Below are 25058 nucleotides of genomic sequence, written 5' to 3' on the forward strand. Positions count from 1 at the left end.
CATCACACAATAAACGAACTGCATTCGTTTTAGGAGTCTGATGATCACCCTGACGGCCACCGCGCCCGAACCGCTGTCGCGTACCACTGCGTCTCAGCGGCCGCCGCTGCGAGTGGGGCTCGTGCAACACCGCTGGCGGGCTGACGCCGACGAACTGGCCAAGGTGCTGCGTGATGGCATCGACCGCGCCGCAGGCGCCGGTGCCACCGCGGTGTTCCTGCCCGAGATCACGCTGTTGCGCTATCCGGCAGACACGCCGGCGGGCGCCAACCCGGGCGACCACGCCGAGGATCTGACCGGCGGGCCGACCTTCGCGCTCGCGGCCGAAGCCGCGCGTGCCAACGGGATCTTCGTACACGCGTCGCTGTATGAGAAGGCGCCCGCAGCAGACGGTCTCGGCTACAACACGGCCATCCTGGTCTCGCCGTCGGGTGAACTCGTCGGCCGCACGCGCAAGATGCACATCCCGATCTCGGCCGGGTATTACGAGGACACGTACTTCCGCCCCGGCCCGGCTGACGACGACCCGTATCGCGTCTACAACCCCGACGGCTTGGGCGCCCGCATCGGCATGCCGACCTGCTGGGACGAGTGGTTCCCCGAGGTGGCGCGCAACTATTCGCTTGGTGGTGCGGAAATCGTCGTCTATCCGACCGCGATCGGCTCCGAGCCCGTGTTCCCGGCATTCGACACCCAGCCGTTGTGGCAGCAGGTGATCGTGGCCAACGGGATCAGCAGTGGACTGTTCATGGTGGTACCCAACCGAACTGGCGACGAGGGCACTGTCTCCTTCTATGGGTCGTCGTTCATCTCCGACCCGTACGGCCGCGTCCTCGTGCAGGCGCCACGCGACGAGGAGGCGGTGCTGGTCGCCGACCTCGACCTGGATCAGCGGCGGGACTGGCTCGAGCTCTTTCCGTTCCTGCTCACTCGCCGCCCCGACAGCTACGGATCGCTGACCGCTCCGGTCGACCCGTCCCGTCCGTATGGGGCCGGCCACGCGGCCACCGCGGTCGTCAAATGACCCGATACGTCATGCCCGCCGAGGGCGTGCCGCAAGATCGGGTGTGGATGGCCTTTCCGTGTGAGGGCTACTCCCTGGGTGACACCGAGCAGGAGCAGCACGAGGCCAGGTCCACCTGGGCCGCGGTCGCACATGCGATCGCCCGGTTCGAGCCGGTGACGATGCTCGTCGACCCGGCCGAGATGAGCGCTGCGAAACAATATGTGTCCCAACAGGTCGAGCTCGTCGAGGCGCCGCTGAACGACGCGTGGATGCGCGATATCGGCCCGACCTTCGTGCACGCCGCCGACGGTTCGGTGGCCGCGGTCGACTGGGTGTTCAACGGTTGGGGCGGCCAGGATTGGGCGCGCTGGGATCGCGACGCCGAGATCGGTGCCACCGTGGCGGCGCTGGCCGGAGTCGAGTTGGTGTCGTCGACCCTAGTCAACGAAGGCGGCGGCATCCAGGTAGATGGTGAGGGCACCGTACTCGTCACCGAGACTGTGCAATTGGATCCCGGCCGCAATCCCGCGGTCACCAAAGCCGACGTCGAGGCCGAGCTGGCACGCACCATCGGTGCGAGCGACGTGGTGTGGCTACCGCGCGGGTTGACTCGCGACAGTCAGCGGTTCGGCACCCGCGGACATGTCGACATCGTGGCGGCCTTCACCGAACCAGGCCGCCTACTCCTGCATACGCAGCAAGATGACCGGCACCCGGACAACGTGGTGTGCAAGGAGATTCGCGCCGGCCTTGAGGGCCGATTCGACATCGTCGAGATGCCGGCTCCCGCGACTCTCACCGACGCGGATGGGTACGTCGACTACAGCTACATCAACCACCTGGTGGTCAACGGCGGCGTGATCGCCTGCAGTTTCGGTGATCCGCGTGACGCCGACGCCGTGGCGATCCTGGCCGAGCAGTATCCGGGCCGGGAAGTCGTCAGTGTCGACGCCCGCCCCCTGTTCGCGCGCGGCGGCGGAATCCACTGCATCACCCAACAACAACCATCCCCGATAACCACCCGGAGTTAGTGTGAACGCGCGTAATGTGCCGTCCGTGCTCGACACGGCGGCCACCCTCTTTCATGGCGGGACCATCTGGACCCCAATGGCGACGCCGACCGATGCGCTGTTGATCGCCGACGGCGTGGTCCGGGCCGTCGGGGAGCAGGCGAAGGCACAGCACGCTGACAAGCAGGTCGACCTAGAGGGCGGCTTTCTCATGCCGTCGTTCGGCGACGGGCATGCGCATCCACTCTATGGCGGCCTGGAATCGGCGGGCCCGCCGGTGCGGCAGTGCCAGTCCATCGACGAAATAGTTCTTGCCGTCAAGGAATACGCCGCTGCCCACCCCGAACAGGAGTGGATCGTCGGCGCGTCCTATGACGGAAGCTTGGCGCCCGGCGGCCTGTTCGACGCCAAGTGGCTCGATGCCGCCGTCCCGGATCGCCCGGTTGTGCTGCGGGCCTGGGACTATCACACCTTCTGGGTCAACTCGGTAGCGCTGCAGCGGGCCGGTATCACGGCCGACACTCCGGAACCGGTGCTTGGCGAGATTCCGCGCCGCGAGGACGGATCGCCGCTCGGCACACTGCGCGAATGGGGCGCCACCGATCTGGTTGCCGCGGTGATGCCCGCTCGCGACGAGGCCGTGCGCGTCGGTGCGTTGGGTACCGCGGCCGACTACTATCTCGCCCACGGCGTGACATGGGTCCAGGACGCCTGGGTTGAGCCTGCCGACATCGACACCTACGTCGCCGCGGCCCAGCAGGGTGCGCTGCGCATGCGGTTCAATCTGGCCTTCTATGCCGATCCGCGCCATTTCGACTCGCAGGTAAGGCAATACGCTGCGGCTAGGGACCGCGTCCAGGCGGCCGGGTCGCCGCTGCTGACCGCGCAGACGGTGAAGTTCTTCGCCGACGGCGTCGTCGAGAACGAGACCGGTGCCCTGTTGGCGCCGTACTGCTCGGGCCTGCACAACCACGGCATGCAGTTGTGGGAGGGCGACTCGCTCGCCCAGGCGGCGCGCCGGGTCGATGAACTCGGGATGCAGATCCACATTCACGCGATCGGTGACGCGGCAGTGCGCCAGGCTCTGGACGCCATCGAATACGTTGTCCAGCAGAATGGCCCGCGTGACCGTCGGCCGGTCATCGCACACGCCCAGTTGGTCGATGATGACGATATCGGCCGGTTCGCCGAACTGGGCGTCATCCCGAACATGCAGCCGTTGTGGGCGCAGATGGACGCGTTGATGACGGTGCTCACCATCCCGCGGCTGGGGGCCGAACGGTCCGACAAGCAGTACCGGATGCGCACGCTGGAGAACTCCGGCGCGGCACTGGCTTTCGGCTCGGACTGGCCGGTGTCGTCCGGTGCACCGCTCGACGGCATCGCCGTCGCAGTCTCCCGGCGCACCGCCGAAGGTGATCCGGCGGGTGGCTGGACGCCCGAGGAGATTCTGCCGATCGAACCCGCACTCGCGTCCTACACGGGTGCGGTCGCGTTCCAGGCGTTCGCCGAGGCGGACTGGGGACGGATCACGCCTGGCGCGAGTGCCGATCTGGTGTGGCTGGACCGGGACCCGCGTACGGTGTCTGCGCTGGAATTGCCTGCGGTGCAGGTGCGTGCGACCTATTTGCAGGGCCGTCAGGTCTATTCGGCCGCGGATTGAGAGGAGCCGATATGTCGAACACCACGGAGGTGACCGAAGGGCAGTTGCGCCGAGCGCTCGGCCTGCCGTCATTGGTCTTGTTCGGTCTGGTGTACATGGTGCCGCTCACGGTGTTCACCACCTACGGCATAGTCACTCAGACCACCGGCGGACGGCTTCCGCTCGCGTATCTGGTGACGCTGGCGGCGATGGTGTTCACCGCGCGCTCCTACGCCAGGATGGCTGTCGCGTATCCCGTTGCGGGATCGGCGTATACCTACACCCAGAAGTCGTTCGGCGCCCCGGTGGGTTTCCTCGCCGGCTGGTCGCTGATGCTGGACTATCTGTTCTTGCCGATGATCAACTACCTCGTCATCGGCATCTACCTGGAGGCCGCGTTCCCGGCCGTGCCCGCGTGGATCTTCATTCTGGTGTCGATCGCGATCGTGACGGTGCTCAACATCGTCGGCATCGTCTCGGTGGCGCGCGCGAACTTCGTCATCATCGCGATCCAGGCGATTTTCATCGTCGCGTTCCTGGTGCTGGCGTGCTCGAAGGTCTTCGGCCTCGGGTCGGTTGATCTGGCGGCGCCGTTCACCGGTGACGGGACCGCGCCTGGATTCAGCCCGATCTTCGCCGGCGCGGCAATCCTGTGCCTGTCGTTCCTTGGCTTCGATGCCGTGTCGACCCTGTCGGAAGAAGCCAAGGACCCCAAACGTTCTGTCCCGCAGGCCATCATGATTGCCACCCTGGTGTCGGGTCTGATCTTCGTCGTGCTGTCCTACCTGGGGCAGCTGGTTTTCCCGTCCAACGAGTTCGCCGATGTGGATTCCGGATCCCTCGACGTGATGGTGACCGCTGGTGGACAGTTCCTCGAAACCTTCTTCACCGCCGCGTATGTGGCAGGCGCTTTGGGATCCGCGATCACGTCGCAGGCCTCGGTCGCCCGCATCCTGTACGCGATGGGGCGTGACGGCATCCTGCCGCGATCCATCTTCGGTTACGTGTCACCGCGATACTCGACCCCGGTGTACGCGATCCTCGTGGTGTCGGCGGTTTCGTTGCTGGCCATCGTGATCGATCTGGCCACCATGGCATCGCTCGTCAGTTTTGGTGCACTCGTGGCGTTCTCGGTCGTCAACCTGTCGGTGATCAAGCACTACTACGTGGACCGGGGCGAACGGGCCGGAGGGCAGGTGATCAACAGCCTCGTATTGCCGCTCATCGGCTTCCTGCTGACCGTCTGGCTGTGGACTAGCTTGTCCGGTCTGACGCTCATCATCGGCTTGTGTTGGCTGGCAGTGGGATTCGTGTGGCTGGCCGGCGTCACCCGGGGCTTTCAGCAACCGACCCCGGTGTTGGACATGAAGGAGTAGACCGAAACGACGAGTGGCCACCTGTTGCACCAACAGGTGGCCATTCGCCTTCTACTCGGCTGCCGCCACGGTTTGGTGGGGATTCTCCAGCTCGTCGAAGCACCAGCCGCCGGCTACCGACATCAGCAATGCGGTGACGATGCCGAGGATCAGCGGGCGCTTCCTCCCGTCGCGCGTCATCAGACGAGGTTGATCGTGACGTCGATGTTGCCGCGGGTGGCCTTGGAGTAGGGGCAGGTCTGGTGGGCGCCGTCGACGATGGCCTGCGCGGTCTCGCGATCGATCCCCGGCACGCTGACGTTCAGGCGGGCCTGCAGCGAGAACGCCCCGTCGGTATTGAGCAGATCGATCTCCGCGTCGACGGCGGTGTCGGCAGGCAGCTTGACGTGGTGGGCGGCCGCGGCGATGCCCATGGCGCCGATGAAGCACGCGGACCAGCCCGCGGCGAACAGCTGCTCGGGATTCGTGCCGTTACCCGCGGCGCCCGGGGGCGTCAGCTCGATGTCGAGCCGGCCGTCCGAGCTGTAGGACTCGCCCTGGCGTCCGCCGGTGGTGTGAGTCTGGGCGGTGTACAGCACGTTGCCGGTCTGGGTGGTCATTGCGTTCTCCTGTCTGGATAAATCTCGGACCCGATTAAATCGGACTCGCTAGACATTAACACCAAAAGTGTGCTTGTCAATCCCATCCGATTGAATCGGATCCGATACAATGTGGGTATGTCAACCAAGAGTCCACGCTTGGCCGACTTCCTGTGCTTCGCGATCTATTCGGCCAACCTCGCCTATGGCAAGGCCTACAAGCCGATCCTGGAGAAGCTCGGTGTGACCTATACGCAGTACATCGCGATCGTCGCGCTGTGGGAGGAAGACCGCCAGACCGTCAGCAGTCTGGGTGACAAGCTCTTCCTGGAGTCCAACACGCTGACCCCCATCCTCAAGAAGCTCGAAACCATGGGATACGTCACGCGGCAACGTGATCCGAACGACGAGCGACAAGTGGTCGTAAGCCTCACCGAAGCCGGCCGCAAGCTGCGCGAGCAAGGCCTCGAGATGGACCTGGTCGCCGCGACCGGGCTCTCGGCCGACGAGTTCCGCACGATGCAACGCGGGATCGTCGCGCTGCGCGACAACCTCCGCAAGCACGCGCAGGAGGGTGCCGCTACTCCGGAATGACGAGGACCGGCGTGCTGGCGTGCGCGACCACCGCCGCCGCCACGCTGCCTTCCAGGTGTCCGAGGAGGCCGCTGCGCCGGTGCGGTCCGATCACGATCAGGCTCGCGTTGTGTTCGTCGGCTGCCTTGACGATGCCCTGCCACGTGGGCGCGCCTTCGACGGCAACACTACGGGCCACGAATCCGGCCGCGCCCGCGAGTTCTGCTCCGTGCGCAGCCGTCCGCGCGGCAGCCTGCCGCACCTCGGTGGCCTTGTCGGCGTCGAAATGTGTTCCGCCGGTGGGGGTGAAGCCGACATCGACGGGCTGCCAGACACACACCACGACCGCGTCACGTTGGGGCGCGAGCTGCGCCGATGCGTGCTTGATCGCGCATGCGGCGCGTTCCGTTCCGTCGTAGGCGAACAGCACGGGCCCCGTCGAGGCCGACGTGGACCGGCGTTCCGGAACGAGGAGTGCTGCGGCCCGTTCGGCGGGTATCGTCGGCGCCGGCAGGCCCGGACGGATCCGCGCGAGAAGCGGCGGTGAATACCAGGCCGGCGACTCGCCGTCGAGGAAGCGATCGAGATCGGGCGTTTGGGGCCGCGCACCGCTGAGCGCGTAGACCGCCACACCGAACAACGCGCCGCCGACGGCGAGGCCGAACCCCACCCACAACGCATCCCCGGTACCTGCCGTGAGACCGCCCGACGCGTTGACGGCGAAATGCGCGAAGATCGGCGCGACCATGAAGGCCGCCACCGCCCGCAACAGCTCGATGATCGCGAAGACCCGCTGAAGGCTGTTGGACTGCAATGAGAATCCGGCGACAAACAGCGCCGGTGCCACCGTGGCGCCCAGGGCGAGCCCGGTCAGTGCGGAGGCGATGAGCGCCAGCGGTTGATTGGCGGGCAACGCGAACCGAAAGACGACGATTCCAGCGGCGAGCAGCGCCATGCCGATCAACGGCAGATAGTGCATCGCACGTCGTGTGATGACGAAGCCGAAGACAAAGGCCATGACGACCGCGCCACCGAGCTCGGGCAGATACAGCAGTCCAACCTGCACCGGGCTGTAGGTCTGCAGGAATACCCCGGCCGTCAACGCGGTCGCCGCCACCGAGGCCGCCGCGGCGAACAGTGCCACGCCGACGCCGGCGACCGGGATCGCACTCGTCAGCATCGTCCGGATCGTCAGCAGCGGCCGACGTGCTTTGAACTGGTAGATGATCAGGACCACGATCGTTGCCAGGCCGCCGAGCATCGGCACCGTGACCGCGGGATCCGAGAAATCATGGCTGGTCAGTTGCGAGGCGCCGATGAAGGCCGCGGCGCAACCAACCGAGGCCAGACCGATCGCCGTCAGGTCACGCGGTGCGTCGCGGTCGGCGGGCGGCGCATCTTCGAACGTCAGCGCCGCCATCACCAGCGCCAGAAGCGCGATCGCGGCCACCGCCCAGAACAGCGGTCGCCACGAATTCGCTTCAGCCTGAACACCACCGATGAACGGGCCGAGAGCGACGGCTCCGAACACGCACATGTTCATGATGACGGCGGTGTGGCGAAGCTTGTCTCGGGGAAAACCGATTGTCAGCGGGGGTGCCGCAGCGATCAGCAGCATGCTGGTGGCCAGGCCCTGCAGTATGTGGCCGCAGACGAACATGGCGCCGTTCTGCGCCGAGGCCGCGATCACCGAGCCGATGACGAGAACCACTGCATAGAGCAACAGCATCCTGCGTTGCGGCAAGTGCTGGGCGAACTGGACGGCCAGCACTGTACCGACCGCATAGGCCGCGTTGCCAAGGCCGGAACTCAGACTCATCGCCTGTTCCGACATGTGAAGTTGTTCGCAGATGATCGGTACCAGGGGGTCCAGCGCGGCGGATAACGCCAGGTAGGGGATCAGTGCCAGGGTGACCATCGTGGCCACTGCGGGATAGCGACCGGCGAGGGGGCCTTGGCGCATCAGCTGCGCCCGGTGTGTGTGAGGAGGGGTGTGCGCACGTGTCCGTGAAACGACGGGCGACGTGAGCGCTATTCCTCTTTTGGCGTGAACATTCCCAATGTGGGAAGTGTCACGAAAATCCGCGCTATAGCGCGTCTTTCAACAAACTCACAGCGAACTTGCAGGAAACTGTACGGGTTACGGGTCGAGTCGTATCTTGAGATGCTCTCCCGAGCGCGACATGGCGGCCGCGTATCCCTCGGCTGCGTTATCCAAAGGCATTGTGTCGGTGAAGATTCCGTCGACGTTTAGCCGGCCGGCTTGCAGTAGCGGAATCAACTCCGGCCACGTCTGTTGTACGGGCGCGGTGGTCAGCCGGATGGTAAGGCTGCGCAGCAGGCACGCAAGAGCAGGCAGCGGATAGGGCTGCAGGTCGTGCACGCCCACGATCGACACGGTGCCGCCCGTACGCACGGCATCTAGCGCATCGTTGATCGACGTGTCGGTTCCGACGGCGTCGATGACTGAGTCGACACCCAGGCCATCGGTGGCTTCTCGGATCGGCTGCGCCGAGGGCGGCATGATCCCTTCTGCGCCCCAGGCTTTTGCCCGCTTCCGGCGCGTCTCGACCGGGTCGACTGCGAAAACCGTTGCCGCGCCGAGCGCCAACGCGCTCCGCAGTGCGCACATGCCCACCGCGCCCAGTCCGATGACGGCTACCGTGCCGCCGACGGGGATGTCGGCCCGCTTCGCCGCGGCCCAGCCGGTCGCGAGGTTGTCGGTGAGCAGCAGGGCCTGTTCGGTGTCGATGCCGTCGGGCATGGTCAGCAGCTGGAAGTCGGCGGCAGGCACTGCGAGCAGTTCTGCTTGTGCGCCGCCCAGGATGCCCGAGCCGAAGATCTGCGGACCCTGCACGCATTTGATCGGGTCGTGGGTCGCGCAACCGGCGCACCGTCCGCAGCCGGCGACCGACGACACCAACACCCGGTCGCCTCTTGTGAATCTGTCGACTTGCGAGCCGGTTTCGACGATCGTGCCGACGGCCTCGTGGCCGAGGGAGACCGGGTCGGCGATCGGGTAGTGGCCTTCGAGGAAGTGCAGGTCCGAACCGCAGATGGACGCGGCCTCCACCTGGACGATCGCACCATCCGGGCCGGGCAGTGTCGGGTCGGGCCGGGTGTCGACGTGGATCTCACCGGCGTTGTCGACGACGACCGCGCGCATGTTCAGGCCTCCACGATGAAGTCGGACCAGACGGGCTCGTTGATGGCGGAGCGGTATTCGCTGAGCCGCCACGGGCTGACGGTGTGAATCTCCCCGTCGGCGTTCTTGAAGTACGAGTGCTTGATCGACGGGTGTGCCCACACGGTTTTGCGGATCTCTTCTTGAGAACGCGTGTGCCAGGCTCTCGTCGCCTCTTCGTGCGGTTCCATGGTTTTCAACCCGTTGGTGACGAGATGTTCGAGGCATTGGTTGATGTAGCGCATCTGCAGTTCCGAGTTGAGGATGAGGCTGCCGCCGTGAGCCAGATGCGTGCCGGGGCCGTACGTCATGAAGAAGTTCGGGAAGCCCGGCACGGTGATGCCGCGATACGCGTACGGCCGCCGTCCCCAGAGCTCACGCAGATCGATGCCGTCGCGGCCGGTTATGGTCATCGGGAACAGCACGTCGGTGGCGCGAAACCCGGTGGCGTACACGATGATGTCGACGTCGTAACTGGTGCCGTCTTCGGTGACGACGCCCGTCGGGGTGATGCGTTCGATCGGCGTGCGGATCAGGTCGACGTTGTCGCGCTTGAGGGTGCCGAGCCAGCTGCCGTTGTCCTGCAGGGTGCGCTTCCCGGTGGCCGGGTAGTCCGGCAGCACTTTCGCCAACAGGTCGGCATCATCGCCGACCTGGGTGGTGATCCAGTCGGTGAACATGATGCGTGCGACGGCGTTGATGTCGCTGACGGCGTTCTCCTGATCGGCGTAGTTCGGGTCGACGCGTGCCGCGTCGAGGCCCTTGTCGGCGCCGGGCCACAACAGCAGAAAGCGGTACCAGCGGCCGTAATATGGCAGATGCTCCATCGCCCACCGCACGCCGTCAGCGACGGGCTCGTGGTACATCGGGTTCGGGAACATCCACTGCGCGGTGCGCTGGAACACCGTGAGGTGCTCAACTTTATCGGCGATGGCCGGGGCGATCTGAAAGCCACTCGCCCCCGCGCCGACGAGGGCAACCCGCTTGCCCGTGACGTCGACACGGTGATCCCACGCCGCCGAGTGAAACGACGGCCCTTCAAACGTTGCCGCACCGGGGAATTCGGGTATGTGCGGGCGGTTGAGTTGGCCGACGGCGGTGATGACGGCGTTCGCTTGGAGTGTCTGGGTGCCCGCGTCGGATTGAACGGTGACCGTCCACATCCCGTCATCCCACGCCACCGACAGGACTTCGGTGTTCCACCGGATATGCGGCTCGAGCCCGTGGCGGTCGACGACGTCATGAAAGTACTGACGTAACTCGGTCTGCTCGGCGAAGAAGTGATCCCAATGGTTACTGGGTTCGAAGCTGTAGCAGTAGAAGTGGTTGGCCACGTCGACGCGGGCGCCCGGATAGCTGTTCTCCCACCACGTTCCGCCCGGTCCGGCATTCTTCTCGACGATCGTGAACGGGATGCCGGCCTGCTTGAGCCGGACCCCGGCCAACACCCCTGATTCGCCGCAGCCGATCACGATCACGTGGAAGTCGTTTGCCTGCTCGGGGTCGAGTGCGTTCGGGCGGCGCGGGTCGACACCTTCGAGGTCGAGTTCCTCCAGAACCAACGGGAGGTTGTCGTCGTCGACCGGCTCACACGCCGCCCAGTCCAACATCTCTTTCACGAGTTCGGCCGGCAACGGATCTGGCACCGGACAGCCACGGTCCCGGTAGTCGGCGATCACCGGTAGTGCGGCCGCTCGGGCCCTGGCTTTGTCGTCTTCACTCATGAAGCCCTGGACCTCATTGAGGAACAGCCCGGCCTGCTTGAACTCCCGGATGAACCGCGGATCCCCGGTGATGTGGACGAGCGAGAGCAAGAGCGTCGGGATGCTGACGTCCTGCAATGCCGCCTCGATGTCTGCATCCGACGTGGTGAACGGCTGGCCGACATGAAAGCTCCGGGTCACAGCCGGTTACGCTACTCACCGTAGCGTTATGTGCGCAAGGGTCTGAACTGGGCTGGGATGGCCGCGGCGTGATTATTGGCCGATCGAGTCGCTGAGGAGATCCATGGGTTCCTCAAGTCACCGGATCACCAATCGTTGTGCGGCCAGTGACGAAGTTCTGCCGAAAATCGGGTCGATCGTCATCTGCCGGCCTGACAGGATGAGCGGCATCATGGACCTTCCCCGTATCTTCGCCATCCGCGAGAGCAGCCACCGCATTCACAACCCCATGACTACCGCCAAGTTCGCCGCCTTGGGTGACGCGCTCCGCTTGCCTCCTGGTACACGCGTGCTTGACCTGGCCTGCGGCTCGGGCGAGATGTTGTGCACCTGGGCACGTGACTTGGGCTTTAGGGGCACAGGCGTGGACATCAGCACGGTCTTCATCGAACAGGCTCAGGGCCGCGCGATGGAGCTCGGCGTCGCCGACCGGGTGGAGTTCGTCCATGGCGACGCTTCCGGTCATGTGGCAGACGAGCCGGTCGATCTAGCCGCTTGTGTCGGCGCCACCTGGATCGGCGACGGCGTCGCTGGAACGGCCGAGTTGCTGAGCCGCAACCTTCGCCCGGGAGGCATGATGCTTATAGGCGAGCCGTATTGGCGTCAGATCCCGCCGGATCTGAAGGCTGCGCAGGCCTGCCACGCCACCAGTCCGTCCGACTTCTTGCCGCTGCCCGAGCTCATCGAGAAGTTTGGCGACCTCGGCTACGACATCGTGGAAATGATGCTCGCCGACCAGGACAGCTGGGACCGGTACGTCGCGGCGCAGTGGCTCAACCTCCGTCGCTGGCTCGACGAGAACCCCGACGACGAACTGGCGCCCGAGGTACGAGACGAGCTCAGTTCCGAGCCTGCACACTACGTACGCTACATGCGGGAGTTTCTCGGTTGGGGGATCTTCGCCCTGATGCAGCGATGACCTCGTTGTGAGGGTGCTGTAATAGGCTGTCGCACAATCGGTTAATAAGCCGCAAACCTATCACGTCCCGTAGAGACGCAAGGCCTACGCAGTCACCGTTGCCACGTCGCCGCTGAGCCCTGCGATCGGTGGGCCGCCACGTTGGTGAATGACGTTGGCGAGGACAACAACATAGGTGTCTGGTCCCGGGCCGATCCACAGTGTCACTCCGGTGAATCCGGTGTGGCCGAAGCTGCCGATGGGGAAGATCGTGCCGCGTGGCCGGGAATGGGCGGTGGCGATATTCCAGCCGTCACGGAGTTTGAGAACCGACGGCAGGTTCTCAGACTCGGTGTCATATGCTCATTTGAGATGCACGTCGATGCGCCACATGACTCGAAGTTGAGACGACTTGGTTCGTCGCGGTATGACATGCGCACGATCGCTCGTCGTAGGGCCGTGTTACGGCAAGGACCGCGATGATCAAATACGTATTCTTCGACTTCTTCGGCACACTCGTCGACTACAACCCGTCGATCCATCCGGACTACAACGCGCCGTTGGCATTTGCGCGGCGTGCCGGGTCGGAGATCTCCGAGAGTGCTTCCAATGCATACTGGCAGATGGCTTGGGACGATCTCGATGCCGAGGCTGTCAGGTCAGGGCGAGAATTCTCGATGTACCAAGTGTCGCAAAGGTATTGGCGTTCGATCGGAGCGCCACCGCTCGTCGCGGGGGCCATCGACACGCTCATCGACGAGTATCTCGACGCATGGACGGCGAATGTCTCGCCGGCGCCGCATGCGCTCGAGTGTGTCACCGATCTGTCGTCTGATCATGCGCTGGCGATCGTCAGCAACACCCATCATCCGGATCTGGTTCCGCGCCTGGTGCGACAGTTTGGTCTACACACGTCCATCGACCGCGTCGTCGCGTCGGTGAACGTTGGCTGGCGCAAGCCTCACCCGATCATCTTCGAGGATGCTCTGCGTGAAGTTGGTGCTGCCGCGCAAGAAGTCGCGTTTGTCGGCGACAACTGGGATGCCGACATCGAGGGTCCTCGACAGGCCGGAATGGCTGCCGTGTACGTGGGTCGTGCCACCGAACACCGGCCCAGCGCAACTCTCAAGGAACTGCCGGGCATTGTCAGGTCACTGACATGACGGCCCGACACTCAAAACGAAGCTGACTATCCGGTCGCACTGGAGCCTTCGGTGTTGAGCAACAGGACCGTTGCATCAGTGCCCAGGCCAAGTCGCGAACGGGCGGGTTCGGCTGCCAAGATCCGTAGCGCGGCCAGGCTGGCGGCACCACAGGGACCGGCGTCGACACCGAGTTCGGCGAGCGTTGCCATGGCCTGTTCGGCTTGTCGGTCGTCGACCGCCACGGCACCGGCCAGACCCTTCTGGAGATCGGGCCACGCGAGGTAGGACGGTGTGCCGCAATTGAGTCCGGCCATGCTGGTCTGGCCGGTCGGCACCGACGTGAGCGCGCCCGCGGCCAGGCTTGCGCGCAGACAGTCGGCGACCACGGGTTCGACAGCGACAACCCGGCAGTGTGGGCGCGAACGGCCGAAGGTCACCGCGGCATGGGCGAGGGATCCGACGCCGGCGGGCACGACGATGAGATCGACATCCGCGCCGACTGCTGCCACTTGATCAGCCGCTTCATCGAACAGAGTCGAATAGCCGTCGACGATCCACTGCGGGATGTCCTCGTAGCCCGGCCATGAGGTGTCTTGTACGAGCAGCGCGTCGGGGTCGGCGTCGGCCAGCGCGGCGGCGTGCCGGACGGCGTCGTCGTAGGCCACCTCGAGAACCCGGACATCGGCGCCTTCGGAACGGATCAGCTCGATGGCTCGCTCCGAAACACCTTGGGGCACAATGATCGTGGTCGGAAGGTTCAAGAGCGCGCCCATCCGGGCCACCGCGCGGCCGTGGTTGCCGTCGGTCGCGGTGATCAGGCGGGGGCGCGCGCGGTCGGCCGACCGCAGCGCTCGATGGACGGCCCAGGACGCGCCGAGCATCTTGAACGCCGGAAGCCCGAGCCGCAGCGACTCGTCCTTGACCATCACCGCTGCCAAGCCGAGCGCGCCCGCGACCGTCGGCAGTGGAACCAGCGGGGTCACCGCGTAGCCCGGCAGGGTCTCGTGGAACCGCCGGATCTCGTCGGTCTGCCGCGGTTCGGCAGCGTGGTCGGGGGACCAGGCGGGGTTGAGCAAGAACGATTCGGTCGTCAGCACGGAACACCTCCTGACGGGAACACTAGGCACTGCGGCGGCACGGCAACATCACCGATTCCTGCCGTCAATCCGGCAGCAGAACTGAAGTGTTTTCCTACAATCGGGTGATGTTGGACGTCCGGCGATTGCGCTTCCTCGTGGAGCTGAGCCAACGCGGCACGATCGCGGCAGTGGCCGATGCCCTGCACATGAGCCCGTCGGGGATCTCTCAGCAACTGTCCCTGCTCGAGCGTGAAGCAGGGGCTGCGCTGCTGGAGCGGATCGGTCGAGGCGTACGCCTCACCGAGGCGGGCAGGCGGCTGGCAGAGCGTGGCGCCGACATCCTGGCGGCGCTCGAAGTGGCACACGCCGAGTTGCGCTCCGGTGAGGAGCCGCCGACGGGCACGTGCCGGGTGGCCGCGTTCGGGAGCGCGGCCCGCGCACTGGTTCCGGCTCTGTTGGAATGCCAGAAACGGCATGAGGGTCTGCGGGTCGAGCTCGTCGAGTCGGAGCCGGAGGTCGCGGTTCCGGCGCTGCTCAGCGGTGAATTCGATCTGGTGGTCAGCGAGGAGTACCCCGGCGGCGCCCCGTCGTTGCCCCGGCACGTGCACCGTGAAGTGCTGGCCGAGGACGCCCTGGAGATCGTGGTCGCGGCCGATCTACTGAGGGGGCGCGACGTCGTGCAGGCTGGCAGCATCCTGCCGTGGGCGCTGGAACCCGTCGGCGCCGCCTCCCGGGCCTGGTCGGTCCAGCATTGCCTTGGGCTCGGCTTTGCGCCGACCGTGCAGTTCGAGTCCTACGACCTCGACCTGCTCTTGCTGGTGGTTCGCCAGGGTGCTGCCGCGAGCATTCTGCCGCGTCTCGTCCTGCCGCCGCGGCGGGAGGGCACGGCCCTGGTCCGGCTCGAAACCGGATGGTCGCGCACCCTCGTCACGTTGGCGAGGCAGGCGAGAGCCGGAGACCCCTCGGTGCGAGCCGTCCGGCGGTCGCTACACGGCAGATTCTACGAATCGGCAGTGTCGCTGACGAATGAGCGTCAGTGACCGAAGCTGTTCCTCACTCCGCGCGGCGGGAATACTCGGACCGAGACGATCGAGTCGAAGCAGGCAGGAGGAGCCCATGGCGCCACGAGTAGCGTTGACAACCGACATCGGTGAGGGGCTGGGCCGATGGAGCCTCGGCGACGACGATGCATTGCTCGAGATCGTCACGAGCGCCAACATCGCGTGCGGATTTCACGGCGGTGATCCGGGCATCATGCGACGCACCTGTGCGATCTCGGTCAAGAACAACGTCGCGATCGGTGCGCAGGTGAGCTACCGCGACCTCCACGGCTTCGGTCGTCGCTACATCGCTGTCCCGGGTCCGGAGTTGCGTGACGATCTGCTGTACCAGATGGGCGCGTTGGAAGTCTTCGCCCGATTGGCCGGCGGCAAGGTCGACTACGTACGGGCCCACGGTGCCCTCTGGAACGTCGCCACCAAGAACACCGAGCATGCGCAGGCCCTCGTCGACGCGACGCTCGAATTCAACAGGGACCTACCGCTTCTCGCCGCCGTGGACACCGAGGTGTGGCGGCTCGGTACGGACGCCGGACTCCGGATGGTCGCGGAAGCGTTCGTAGACCGCGCCTATACGCCAGAGGGGTTGCTTCAGTCCCGCAGCGAGCCGAATGCACTGTTGACCGATGCCGACGCTGCCGCGGCGCGCGCCGTGCAGATGGTCACCGAGGGGCACCTGACCGCCAACGACGGCAGCGAGGTCAAGGTGACCGCCGACGCGCTGCTCGTGCACTGCGACACTCCCGGTGCTGTCGACATCGCGCGCAAGACCCGCGCCGCACTGGAGGCCGCGGGTGTCGAGCTGTATCCCATTCGGTGACAGCCGGTTCGGTGCCCGTGCCCCGATTGCGGCCGTGCGGTGAGGAGGCCTGGCTGCTCGACCTCGACGACAACCGGATGGTTCATCGGTGGGCGGCAGCCGTTCGACAGGCCGACCTGCCGGGCGTGCGAGAGGTCGTCCCGGGCCTGACCACGCTGCTCGTGACACTCGACCCCGAGTCGACGAACACCACCGCGCTGCGGGCGGCGCTGGAAAATCTGCGACCCAGCCCCGAACTGCCTGATGACCGAGGGCATCACGTCATCGAAGTGCGTTATGACGGTGAGGATCTCGCCGAGGTGTCCCGTCTCACCGGGCTCACCGTCGCCGAGGTGGTGGAAGCGCACACCGGCACGCCGTGGCGCGTGGCGTTCTGTGGCTTCGCGCCCGGATTCTCCTACCTGGTCGGCGGTGACGCGCGTTTGCGGGTACCGCGCCGTGGCGAGGCACGTATCAGGGTGCCGGCAGGCGCGGTCGCGATCGCCGGCGCGTTCTCGTCGGTCTATCCCCGGGTGTCGCCCGGTGGGTGGCAACTGTTGGGGCACACCGATGCGGTTCTTTGGGACACCGCCGCCGAGCCGCCCGCAGTGCTGCGTCCCGGTGCGACCGTGCAGTTCCGCGACGTGGGCTGATGAGCCGGCTCACCGTCACATCCGTCGGCGTGCAGGCGCTGCTGCAGGACCGCGGGCGAAGCGGTTTCGCCCACCTCGGCGTGGGACAGTCGGGGGCAGCGGACCGCACCTCCCACGACCTCGCGAACCGCCTTGTCGGGAATCGGCCAGGCGCGGCCTGCATCGAGGTCACGCTGGGGCGCATGGCGTTCACCGTCGACGCGCCCGTGTTGATCGCGGTGACGGGCGCTCATGTCGACGTTGCCTGCGGTAATCGGCGGCACGGGCCGAACGCCGCATTCGCGGCGCGCGCCGGGGACACCATCACGCTCGGACCGGCCACCGAAGGGCTTCGCACGTACGTCGCCGTGCGCGGGGGGCTCGTCGGCCGGTGCGTGCTGGGATCGATGTCGTGGGACACCATGGCCAAACTCGGCACCCCGCCGCTGCGGGCAGGCGATGCCTTGCGCATCGGAGGTGCTGAGGATGACTGGCCCGCAACGGATTCGGCGCCGCTGCCGGCGATGGATATGCGTTCGATGAAACTTCCGCTCATGCTCGGCCCGCGTGACGACTGGTTCTGTGACGTGACCCGGCTTGCCGACCATGAATTCACCGTCACCGCCGACGCCGATCGCGTCGGCATCCGCCTCGACGGTCCCGACATTCCCAGATGCCGAAGCGGAGAACTCGCCAGCGAGGGTGTGGTGCTCGGCGCACTGCAAGTGCCGACCAAGGGCCGGCCGACATTGTTCCTGGCGGATCGGCCGGTAACCGGCGGTTATCCGGTGCTTGGCGTCGTTCCGCGGGCGGGTGTGGACCTCGCCGCCCAAGCCGTCCCGGGGACGCGTATTCGGTTCATGCCATTCCGCGCGCAATTGAATGGCAATCGGTGACAAATATGGCTCGACTGGTTGGCTAGCTCTGACATGGAACAGGGCAGCGGATTGGCATAACGTGGCGCCTCACAGCCCTCATCCGCAACAGAGAGGACGATGCCTTGCCCGCGACCTTCGGGTTGGCCATAGAGAATTTCACCTCGGCCGACAAAACCCCTCAGATCAACGAGTTGCTCAGTACGGCACGGCGCGCCGAACAACTCGGATTCACCTCACTGTGGGCCTGGGATCATCTGTTCCTCGGTAGCCGCCAGCCCTTTCCCCAGTTGGAAGCGCTCACGACGCTTGCGGTGCTGGCAAGTCACACGACCACCATCACGCTGGGCACAGGCGTGCTGGTGCTGCCGATCCGGGATCCGGCGCTGTTGGCCAAGACCGCCGCGACCATTCAAGCGGTGTCCGACGGCCGGCTGCGGCTCGGCATGGCGGCCGGCTGGTATGAGCGCGAATTCGATGCCACCGGAACGCCGTTCAAGAATCGCGGCAAGATCTTCGAGCGCAATCTCGAAGTCTGCATGAACCTGTGGACCCAAGACGAGGTGACGGGCACCTGGGACGACCTGTCGTTTCGCCGGGTCAAGATGCTGCCACTGCCCAAACCGCGTCCCCAGGTTCTCATCGGCGGCTATGTCGACCGCGTGCTGAAGCGGGTCGCCACCCTCGGCGACGGCTGGCTGACCTACTTCTACACCGCAGAGGCATTCGCCGAATCGTGGGCCAAGATTTCGCGGTTCGCCGAACAGGCCGGCCGAGATCCCGACCAGCTGCACTCGCTCAACCAGTTGCCGATCTGCATCGGCTCGTCGAAAGAACAGGCGCAGGCGCTGACCGGGCCGTGGCTGGCCTCATACTTCGACACCCCGGAGTGGAGCAATGCCACGCCCGACAGCGCGATCTGCGGAACCCCCGAGGACTGCGCCGAACAGATCGCCGCCCATCTGGACGCCGGTGTGCGGGAGATCTGCCTTGTACCCCATGCCTACGACCCGGAGCAGGTCGAGCGATTCGCCGCCGAGGTGCGCCCGCTCCTGGGCAGTCTGGTGGGTGCGGCATGAGCGGCCGTCTGATGACGCCAGGGGCCGTGGAGGCGCGCCTCGAACTCGAAGGGCTCACGCGCACAAGCGATGACAAGGTCACCACGGCATCCGATGCCGTGCGGCGGCTGGTCACCAACGATGCGGTGATCGGTGTCGGCGGCACCAACCATGCTCGCACCCCCATGGCGCTGCTGATCGAGATACTCCGCCAGGGACGTTCAGGCCTGACGATGACCCGCCCGCTGTCGTGCTTCGAGGCCGAACTCATGCTGGCCACAGGCACCGCCGAGCGGATAATGACCAGCTGGGTCGGTATCGGCCACGGGTGGGGCCTCGCGCCGGTCGTGCGTAACCTCGTCGAGCAGGGTCGCCAGGTCTTCGAGGAATGGAGCCATCTCGGTATCGGGTTGCGCTACAAGGCCGGAGCCATGGGTGTGCCGTATCTGCCCACCCTGAGCATGCTGGGCTCCGACATCGACGTACGGCTCGGCCTCGCGAAGGTCGACTGCCCCTACACCGGGCAGGTTCTCAACGCGGTGCCCAGCCTGAACCCCGATGTGGCGCTGATCCACGTCCAGCGCGCCGACGCGGCGGGCAACGCCCAGATCGACGGCTATCAACTGATGGACGCAGATCTGGCACTGGCCGCACGCCGGGTCATCATCACCGCCGAGGAGATCGTCGCGACCGACGAGTTCCGTTGCGACCCCGGCCGCACGGTGATTCCCGGGTTCGCTGTCGACGCGGTCGTGCATCAGCCGATGGGTGCCTATCCGCATGAGTGCTACGGGCACTACGAGGCCGACCTCGACGAATTCACCGCGTATATGCAAGCTGTGAAGAGCCGCGGCATCGAGGGTGCCCGGGCTTACGTCGAGGCACTGACCGCCCACGCCGACCACGACGCGTATCTGGCCTCGATCGACCCAGATCGGCTCGCGGCCGCACGACGCACCGCTGAGGAGATGCTGCCCCGATGACCGACTCCTTGACCCGCCCGGCGACCGGCGAACTGCGAGCCGAACAGCACCCCGACGCCCGGCCCGACGAGATCATGACCATCGCCGCCAGCCGGTTGCTCGAGGACGGCAAGGTGCTGTTCGCCGGGATCGGCCAGCCGCTCGTCGCCGCGGCGATCGCCAAGCGGCGCCAGGCACCCCACCTCACGGTGCTCCTTGAAGGCGGCATGATCGGCATCGAGCTGCTGGCCGGCGAACTGCCTGCGTCCACCAACGAGGTCCGCGCCGCGGTCGGCGCCCAGATGCTCACGACCGCGACGGACATCTTCCTGATGGCTCAGCGCGGATTCTTCGACTACGGTTTCATCGGCGTCGCACAGGTCGACCGGTTCGGCAACGTCAACACCAGCATCGTCGGTGACCCCGAGAACCCGTCAGTGCGGCTGCCCGGTCCCGGCGGTGCCAACGACATCGCATCGATGTGCAACCAGGTCGTGGTCGTGACCCAACACGAGCCACGCCGCTTCGTCGAGAAGGTCGACTTCGTCACCAGCCCGGGCTTCCTGGCCGGTGGCACCAGCAGGCGCGACAGCGGATTGCTGTACGGCGGGCCGCGCTGGGTGGTCACCGACCTGGCGCTTCTCGACTTCGAGCCGGATTCCCGCCGCATGAGGGTACGCGGCCTGCAGGCCGGCGTCACGCTCGAGCAAGTGCGCGCCGCAACGGGTTTCGAGTTGCTCGTCCACGACGAGATCGACGAGCTGCCGCCGGTAGACGATGCCGAACTCACGCTGCTGCGTCACCTCGTCAACGGTGGGGAGGCGGGCCGATGACAGTGCAGGAGACGATGCCGACAACGGCCGGGCGCACCCCGGCGAGCTGCTTCGAATACCAGCGGGCCGAATCATGGTCCGACGCAATCGAACTGCTCGACCTCTGGGGCGGCGAGGCCAAGATCCTGGCCGGCGGGCAGAGCCTGATCCCGATGCTGAACCTGCGCCTTGCCGCGCCTGGCGCGCTCATCGACGTCAACCCCATCCCGGCCGCCGCACCCCGGATCGACGGTGGGCACATGGTGATCGACGCCAACACCCGTCACCGCGAGCTGACGACCTCCGACGTCGTGCGCACGCATGCGCCACTGCTCGCGCACGCCGTGCAGTTCGTGGGCAATGTCCGGGTCCGCAACCGGGGCACGTTCGGCGGCACACTCGCCCACGCGGATCCGACCGGGGAGATCGCCGCGGTCACAATCGCCATGGGGGGTGAGATCGTCGTGCAGGGGCCGACGGGCACGCGCACCATCCCGGCTGACGAGTTCTTCATCACCTACCTGACCACCGCGATGGAACCGAACGAGGTGATCGTCGGCGGGCGCATCCCGGTCGGGGGCGGCAGCCGCTGGGGTTTTCACGAAGTCGTCCGTCGCTATTCGGATTTCGCGACCGTCAGCGTCACGGTCATGGCACGCGCCGCCACCGACGTCCGCGTGGTGCTGGGCGGCGTCGCGGTCCGGCCGTTGCTGGTCGACCGGGAATACCTCGCACCGGCGCTGTCGGACCCCGGCAACCCGGACCGGGCCCGCGAGAGTGCCGACGCGATCGCGGCCTCGCTCGACCCGGACACCGATCTACATGCCACGGCCGACTACCGACGCCGGCTCGTCGCCGTGCACACCCGCAGGCTCTTGGAACAGGTGCTCGCAGAGGAGGGCCGCACAGCATGATCCGTACGCAAGTGGTGCTCCGCGTGAACGACCGCGACCACGAGGTGTGGGTGCGCAACGACCGAACCCTGCTCGACGTCCTGCACGACGACCTCGGTATGCCCGACGTGCGGTACGGCTGTGCCGAAGGTGTCTGCGGCACCTGCACGGTGCTGATGGACGGCGATCCGGTCAGCGCGTGCTGTGTCTATGCGGTCCAGGCGGAGGGCCACGACATCGTCACGTTGCGGGGATGGTCGGATCCCCAGGACGAACCGCATCCGCTGCAGAAGTGCTTCTTGGAGCGCGGGGCCTCGCAGTGCGGGTTCTGCACCCCGGGCATGTTGCTGACCGCGGCCACCTTGGCCGAACGCAATCCGGACGCATCGCGTGAGGAAATCCGCCACGAGCTGGTCGGCAATCTGTGCCGCTGCACCGGCTACCAGGCCATCGTCGATGCGGTCGAGGACTACCTGCACGCACCGGCAGTAGAGAGGGGAGGCGCCCAGTGACGACCGTAGAACCGGGAACCACGCCGGACACGACCGAACCGCCCAGCGCCCCAGCCGAATTCGACCCGGACGCCGACTCGGGCCCGGAGCCCCGCGAGCGCGACTTCCGGGTCGTTGGACAGTCGCCCGCCCACCACGACTTCGTCAACAAGGTTCGCGGCACGCTGCTGTACGCCGCGGACTGGAACCTTCCCGGCATGATCCATGGCAAGGTCGTGCGGTCGGATGTCGCACCCGCGAAGATCGTCAGAATCGACACCTCGGCCGCCGAGCGGCTCGAAGGGGTGGTGGCGGTGCTCACCGCTGCCGACGTGCCGCACAACGCCGTCGTCGAGCATGCCAGCGGCGGACTCGGTGAACTGACCGTCGAGCAGCCCGTACTCGCGCGCGATCGGGTCCGGTACGTCGGAGAGCCGGTCGCGGTGGTGGCCGCCACGGATCCGGAGACCGCAGCCGAGGCTGCCGACCTCGTGGAGGTCGAATACGAACCGCTGCCTGGCGTCTACCGCCCCGAAGACGCACTGGCCGACGGTGCACCACTCGTGCACGACGAAGGCAACGTCCTGGTCAACTGGCACCTGGACCGCGGCGACGTCGATGCGGCGTTTGCCGCGGCCGACGTCGTCGTCGACCACACCTACCGCAGCCAGCACGTCGAGCACGCGTACCTCGAAACCGAGGCGGGCGTCGGGTGGATCGAGAACGACGTTGTCACCCTGCGTATCTCGACACAGGTCATCGAGCATGCGGTCGAGATCGCGGCGATCCTCGGGCTGCCCCAGAGCCAGGTCCGCGTGATCGCCTCGTACATGGGCGGCGGCTTCGGCGGCAAAGAGGACATGACCGTCGAGCCCTACATCGCCCTGCTGGTCTGGCGGACCCGCAGGCCGGTGCGGATGATCTGGTCGCGCCAGGAGTCGATCCTGGCCAGCACCAAACGCCATCCGTTCACCATGCACTACCGCACCGCGGCCACGAAGGACGGAAAGATTCTCGCGGTCGACGCCGACATCATCGGCGATGCGGGCGCCTATCCGTGCCTGAGCGCCCGCGTGCTGTTCGCCGGCGCGGCCCTGTCGCCCGGCCCGTACAAGGTCCCCGCGGTTCGCATCCGATCGCGGGCCGTTTTCACCAACAACGTACCCACCAGCGCTTTCCGCGGATTCGGCGCCATGCAGGTGACCCTCGGCTACGAATCGCAGATGGACGCCCTCGCGGCCGAGCTGGGGCTCAGCCGCGAGGAGATCCGCGACCGAAACTACATCGAGAAAGGCGATCTCCTGGCCGGCGGCGAACCGATCACAACGGCCGTCGCGGTTCGCGAGACCCGGGACGCCGCGCTCGAAATGCTTGGTGCGCCAAGCAGTCCCAGCGGACCCAACAAAGTCGTCGGGCAGGGCTTCGCATGCGGCATGCAGCCGTACGGCCGCTCCATCTGGTTCCGAGATCATGCCGCCGCGTGGGTGACGCTGCAGGCCGACGGCACCTTGCTGATCCGCAGCGGCGTCACCGATCTCGGTGCCGGACAGGCGGCGAGCCTGTGCCAGATAGCCTCGGAGATCCTCGGTGTCGCGCTGTCCGACATCAGCGTCTACATCGGCGATACGGCGCTGACTCCGCCCGCCGGTGGCACCTACGCCACCCGCCAGCTGTACATGTCGGGCAATGCGATCCTGCGGGCCGCCCGCAAGCTGCGCGACCAGTTGACTCCAGTCGCCGCAAAGGAACTCGGCGTTCCCGAAGACGCCCTGGTGTGGGTCGACGGCATGGTGCGCACCGAAGACGGAGCAACTGGCCTGAGCCTGCCGGAACTGGTACGCGCCGCCAACGAAGCACGCGTCGACACCGCCGTCCTCAACACCTGGCGGGCCCGATCCGGTGGTTTCGATCCGCAGAAGGGCCAGGGACACACCTACCCCGACTACACATTCGGCACCCACGCGGCCGAGGTGGAAGTCGATCTGGAAACCGGTGACGTTCGATTGCTCAAGTACGCCGCCTGTCACGATGTCGGACGAGCGATCAACCCGACCCGGGTCGAAGGTCAGATCATCGGCGGAGCCGCGCAAGGTATCGGCTATGCGCTCACCGAAGACTGCGTGACCGATGCCGGCCACCCGCTGTCGTCACTGTTCGCCGACTACCTGATCCCGACAGCGATGGATCTGCCCGATATTCGGGTGGCGATCATCGAAAGTGGCGAGGGCCGTGGACCGCTCAACGCGCGAGGTATCGGAGAACCTCCGATCGGACCGCCGGCGGCCACCATCGCCAGCGCCGTCGAGGCGGCCGTCGGCATCCGGCCCACCCAACTACCGATCACCGCGGAACGGGTCCTCGCGCTGCTCGACGAGCGGGACCTCGAAAGGGGAAAGAGCGCATGAAACTTCAGCATCGGACCGAGGTCGGCGCCCCGCCCGACGAGGTGTGGGCATTCCTTCAGGACACTCCCGGCGTCGTCGAGTGCATGCCGGGCGCTGAACTCATCGACGATCTGGGCGACGACAGATACGAGGGCGTGCTGCGCGTGGCCATCGGGCCCCTGAAGATGAACTACGCGGGACGCGCATCGGTTATCGAGCGTGACCCCGCCGCGCGAAGGATCGTGCTCGACGCGTCCGGCCGCGACAAACGCGGATCCGGTTCGGTCGTGGCCCATGTCGCGCTGCAAGTCGAAGCGGCCGAGGCGGGCAGCCGCATCGATGTCGTCTCGGATATCGACCTCACCGGCCGAATCGCATCGCTGGGCCGTGGAATTCGCGACGTGTCCAACCAGATGTTCGTCGATTTCGCCGGTGAGCTGGGCAGCCGTATCGAGCAACCGGACCGGACGGCGCCGGTATCGACCGCTGCCGGCCCGAAACACACCGCGACCGCGACGTCGGTGGCCGCACCCACGTCACCCGCAGCCGCCAAGCACGGCGGCGGCGAAATCAAAGTGCTGCCGCTCATCTGGGCTGTGACGCGGGAACGTCTCGCCGACTTCCTGGAGCGGCTCAGTGCCCGCGTACGCCCGAACTGAC

At 66.3% G+C, this 25058-nt stretch carries 24 protein-coding genes and 1 pseudogene; 18 read left to right on the forward strand and 7 right to left on the reverse strand.

Going from position 1 to position 25058, the window contains the following annotated elements; genetic code table 11:
* Positions 1-40: 40 nt before the first annotated feature.
* The 4 genes from ACRCUN_RS23000 (at position 41) to ACRCUN_RS23015 (ending at position 5034) form a co-directional block, all read left to right on the forward strand.
* Positions 41-1024, forward strand: coding sequence for a nitrilase-related carbon-nitrogen hydrolase (locus ACRCUN_RS23000; RefSeq protein WP_462143936.1), 984 nt, complete (start codon positions 41-43; stop codon positions 1022-1024).
* Complete coding sequence (locus ACRCUN_RS23005; RefSeq protein ID WP_462143937.1) at positions 1021-2037, forward strand: agmatine deiminase family protein; 1017 nt, start codon at positions 1021-1023, stop codon at positions 2035-2037. Before ACRCUN_RS23000 ends, ACRCUN_RS23005 begins: the two co-directional genes overlap by 4 nt.
* Before the next feature lie 76 nt (positions 2038-2113).
* Complete coding sequence (locus ACRCUN_RS23010) at positions 2114-3679, forward strand: amidohydrolase (protein WP_462144049.1); 1566 nt, start codon at positions 2114-2116, stop codon at positions 3677-3679.
* 11 nt (positions 3680-3690) lie between these two features.
* Complete coding sequence (locus ACRCUN_RS23015; protein ID WP_462143938.1) at positions 3691-5034, forward strand: APC family permease; 1344 nt, start codon at positions 3691-3693, stop codon at positions 5032-5034.
* A gap of 51 nt (positions 5035-5085) precedes the next feature.
* Here the strand turns inward: ACRCUN_RS23015 and ACRCUN_RS23020 are convergent, their stop codons facing one another.
* On the reverse strand, positions 5086-5214 hold the full coding sequence (locus ACRCUN_RS23020) for a hypothetical protein (RefSeq protein ID WP_462143939.1): 129 nt from the start codon (positions 5212-5214) through the stop codon (positions 5086-5088).
* Positions 5214-5633, reverse strand: coding sequence for an organic hydroperoxide resistance protein (locus ACRCUN_RS23025; protein ID WP_462143940.1), 420 nt, complete (start codon positions 5631-5633; stop codon positions 5214-5216). The genes ACRCUN_RS23020 and ACRCUN_RS23025 overlap by 1 nt, the downstream gene beginning before the upstream one ends.
* 117 nt (positions 5634-5750) lie before the next feature.
* Here ACRCUN_RS23025 and ACRCUN_RS23030 point away from each other — a divergent pair, with 117 nt between their 5' ends.
* Positions 5751-6206, forward strand: a complete 456-nt coding sequence (locus ACRCUN_RS23030; protein WP_462143941.1) for a MarR family winged helix-turn-helix transcriptional regulator — start codon at positions 5751-5753, stop codon at positions 6204-6206.
* Here the strand turns inward: ACRCUN_RS23030 and ACRCUN_RS23035 are convergent.
* From ACRCUN_RS23035 to ACRCUN_RS23045, 3 genes are all read right to left on the reverse strand, one after another.
* Positions 6193-8148 (reverse strand): MFS transporter, encoded by a 1956-nt coding sequence (locus tag ACRCUN_RS23035; protein ID WP_462143942.1) that lies wholly within the window; start codon positions 8146-8148, stop codon positions 6193-6195. The genes ACRCUN_RS23030 and ACRCUN_RS23035 overlap by 14 nt on opposite strands.
* A 177-nt stretch (positions 8149-8325) precedes the next feature.
* Positions 8326-9351, reverse strand: coding sequence for an alcohol dehydrogenase catalytic domain-containing protein (locus ACRCUN_RS23040; protein WP_462143943.1), 1026 nt, complete (start codon positions 9349-9351; stop codon positions 8326-8328).
* Between the two features lie 2 nt (positions 9352-9353).
* Positions 9354-11273 carry a flavin-containing monooxygenase gene (locus ACRCUN_RS23045; RefSeq protein WP_462143944.1) on the reverse strand — a complete coding sequence of 640 codons (1920 nt, stop codon included), beginning with the start codon at positions 11271-11273 and terminating at the stop codon, positions 9354-9356.
* 199 nt (positions 11274-11472) lie between these two features.
* Between ACRCUN_RS23045 and ACRCUN_RS23050 the strand changes: the two genes are divergently transcribed.
* Positions 11473-12231 carry a methyltransferase domain-containing protein gene (locus tag ACRCUN_RS23050; protein ID WP_462143945.1) on the forward strand — a complete coding sequence of 253 codons (759 nt, stop codon included), beginning with the start codon at positions 11473-11475 and terminating at the stop codon, positions 12229-12231.
* Between the two features lie 84 nt (positions 12232-12315).
* On the opposite strand, the pseudogene ACRCUN_RS23055 reads toward ACRCUN_RS23050, so the two are convergent.
* Positions 12316-12522 (reverse strand): annotated as a pseudogene (locus ACRCUN_RS23055) (serine hydrolase); the annotation flags it as partial.
* Between the two features lie 167 nt (positions 12523-12689).
* On the opposite strand from ACRCUN_RS23055, the gene ACRCUN_RS23060 reads away from it, so the two are divergent.
* Positions 12690-13373 carry an HAD family hydrolase gene (locus tag ACRCUN_RS23060; protein ID WP_462143946.1) on the forward strand — a complete coding sequence of 228 codons (684 nt, stop codon included), beginning with the start codon at positions 12690-12692 and terminating at the stop codon, positions 13371-13373.
* Between the two features lie 26 nt (positions 13374-13399).
* Here the strand turns inward: ACRCUN_RS23060 and ACRCUN_RS23065 are convergent, their stop codons facing one another.
* Entirely contained in the window at positions 13400-14452 is a 1053-nt protein-coding gene (locus tag ACRCUN_RS23065) for a pyridoxal-phosphate dependent enzyme (RefSeq protein WP_462143947.1), read from the reverse strand.
* Between the two features lie 107 nt (positions 14453-14559).
* Between ACRCUN_RS23065 and ACRCUN_RS23070 the strand changes: the two genes are divergently transcribed.
* From ACRCUN_RS23070 to ACRCUN_RS23120, 11 genes are all read left to right on the forward strand, one after another.
* Positions 14560-15474, forward strand: a complete 915-nt coding sequence (locus ACRCUN_RS23070; RefSeq protein ID WP_462143948.1) for a LysR family transcriptional regulator — start codon at positions 14560-14562, stop codon at positions 15472-15474.
* A 76-nt stretch (positions 15475-15550) separates the two neighbouring features.
* The gene (locus tag ACRCUN_RS23075) at positions 15551-16312 is read left to right on the forward strand and encodes a LamB/YcsF family protein (protein WP_067848038.1); all 762 of its coding nucleotides are present in this window, start codon (positions 15551-15553) and stop codon (positions 16310-16312) included.
* A complete protein-coding gene (locus ACRCUN_RS23080; protein ID WP_462143949.1) occupies positions 16309-16944 on the forward strand; it encodes a 5-oxoprolinase subunit B family protein in 636 nt (211 codons plus the stop codon). Before ACRCUN_RS23075 ends, ACRCUN_RS23080 begins: the two co-directional genes overlap by 4 nt.
* Positions 16944-17819 carry a 5-oxoprolinase subunit C family protein gene (locus ACRCUN_RS23085; protein WP_462143950.1) on the forward strand — a complete coding sequence of 292 codons (876 nt, stop codon included), beginning with the start codon at positions 16944-16946 and terminating at the stop codon, positions 17817-17819. Before ACRCUN_RS23080 ends, ACRCUN_RS23085 begins: the two co-directional genes overlap by 1 nt.
* A gap of 104 nt (positions 17820-17923) precedes the next feature.
* Positions 17924-18877, forward strand: coding sequence for an LLM class flavin-dependent oxidoreductase (locus ACRCUN_RS23090; RefSeq protein ID WP_084356568.1), 954 nt, complete (start codon positions 17924-17926; stop codon positions 18875-18877).
* The gene (locus ACRCUN_RS23095; protein WP_462143951.1) at positions 18874-19839 is read left to right on the forward strand and encodes a CoA transferase subunit A; all 966 of its coding nucleotides are present in this window, start codon (positions 18874-18876) and stop codon (positions 19837-19839) included. Before ACRCUN_RS23090 ends, ACRCUN_RS23095 begins: the two co-directional genes overlap by 4 nt.
* Positions 19836-20651, forward strand: a complete 816-nt coding sequence (locus ACRCUN_RS23100) for a CoA-transferase subunit beta (protein ID WP_409505252.1) — start codon at positions 19836-19838, stop codon at positions 20649-20651. Before ACRCUN_RS23095 ends, ACRCUN_RS23100 begins: the two co-directional genes overlap by 4 nt.
* Positions 20648-21544 carry an FAD binding domain-containing protein gene (locus ACRCUN_RS23105; RefSeq protein ID WP_462143952.1) on the forward strand — a complete coding sequence of 299 codons (897 nt, stop codon included), beginning with the start codon at positions 20648-20650 and terminating at the stop codon, positions 21542-21544. Before ACRCUN_RS23100 ends, ACRCUN_RS23105 begins: the two co-directional genes overlap by 4 nt.
* Positions 21541-22035 (forward strand): (2Fe-2S)-binding protein, encoded by a 495-nt coding sequence (locus tag ACRCUN_RS23110; RefSeq protein ID WP_067848028.1) that lies wholly within the window; start codon positions 21541-21543, stop codon positions 22033-22035. Before ACRCUN_RS23105 ends, ACRCUN_RS23110 begins: the two co-directional genes overlap by 4 nt.
* Complete coding sequence (locus tag ACRCUN_RS23115; RefSeq protein ID WP_462143953.1) at positions 22032-24419, forward strand: xanthine dehydrogenase family protein molybdopterin-binding subunit; 2388 nt, start codon at positions 22032-22034, stop codon at positions 24417-24419. Before ACRCUN_RS23110 ends, ACRCUN_RS23115 begins: the two co-directional genes overlap by 4 nt.
* On the forward strand, positions 24416-25057 hold the full coding sequence (locus ACRCUN_RS23120; protein WP_462143954.1) for an SRPBCC family protein: 642 nt from the start codon (positions 24416-24418) through the stop codon (positions 25055-25057). Before ACRCUN_RS23115 ends, ACRCUN_RS23120 begins: the two co-directional genes overlap by 4 nt.
* Position 25058: the final 1 nt, after the last annotated feature.

This window comes from Mycobacterium venezuelense (assembly GCF_054919535.1).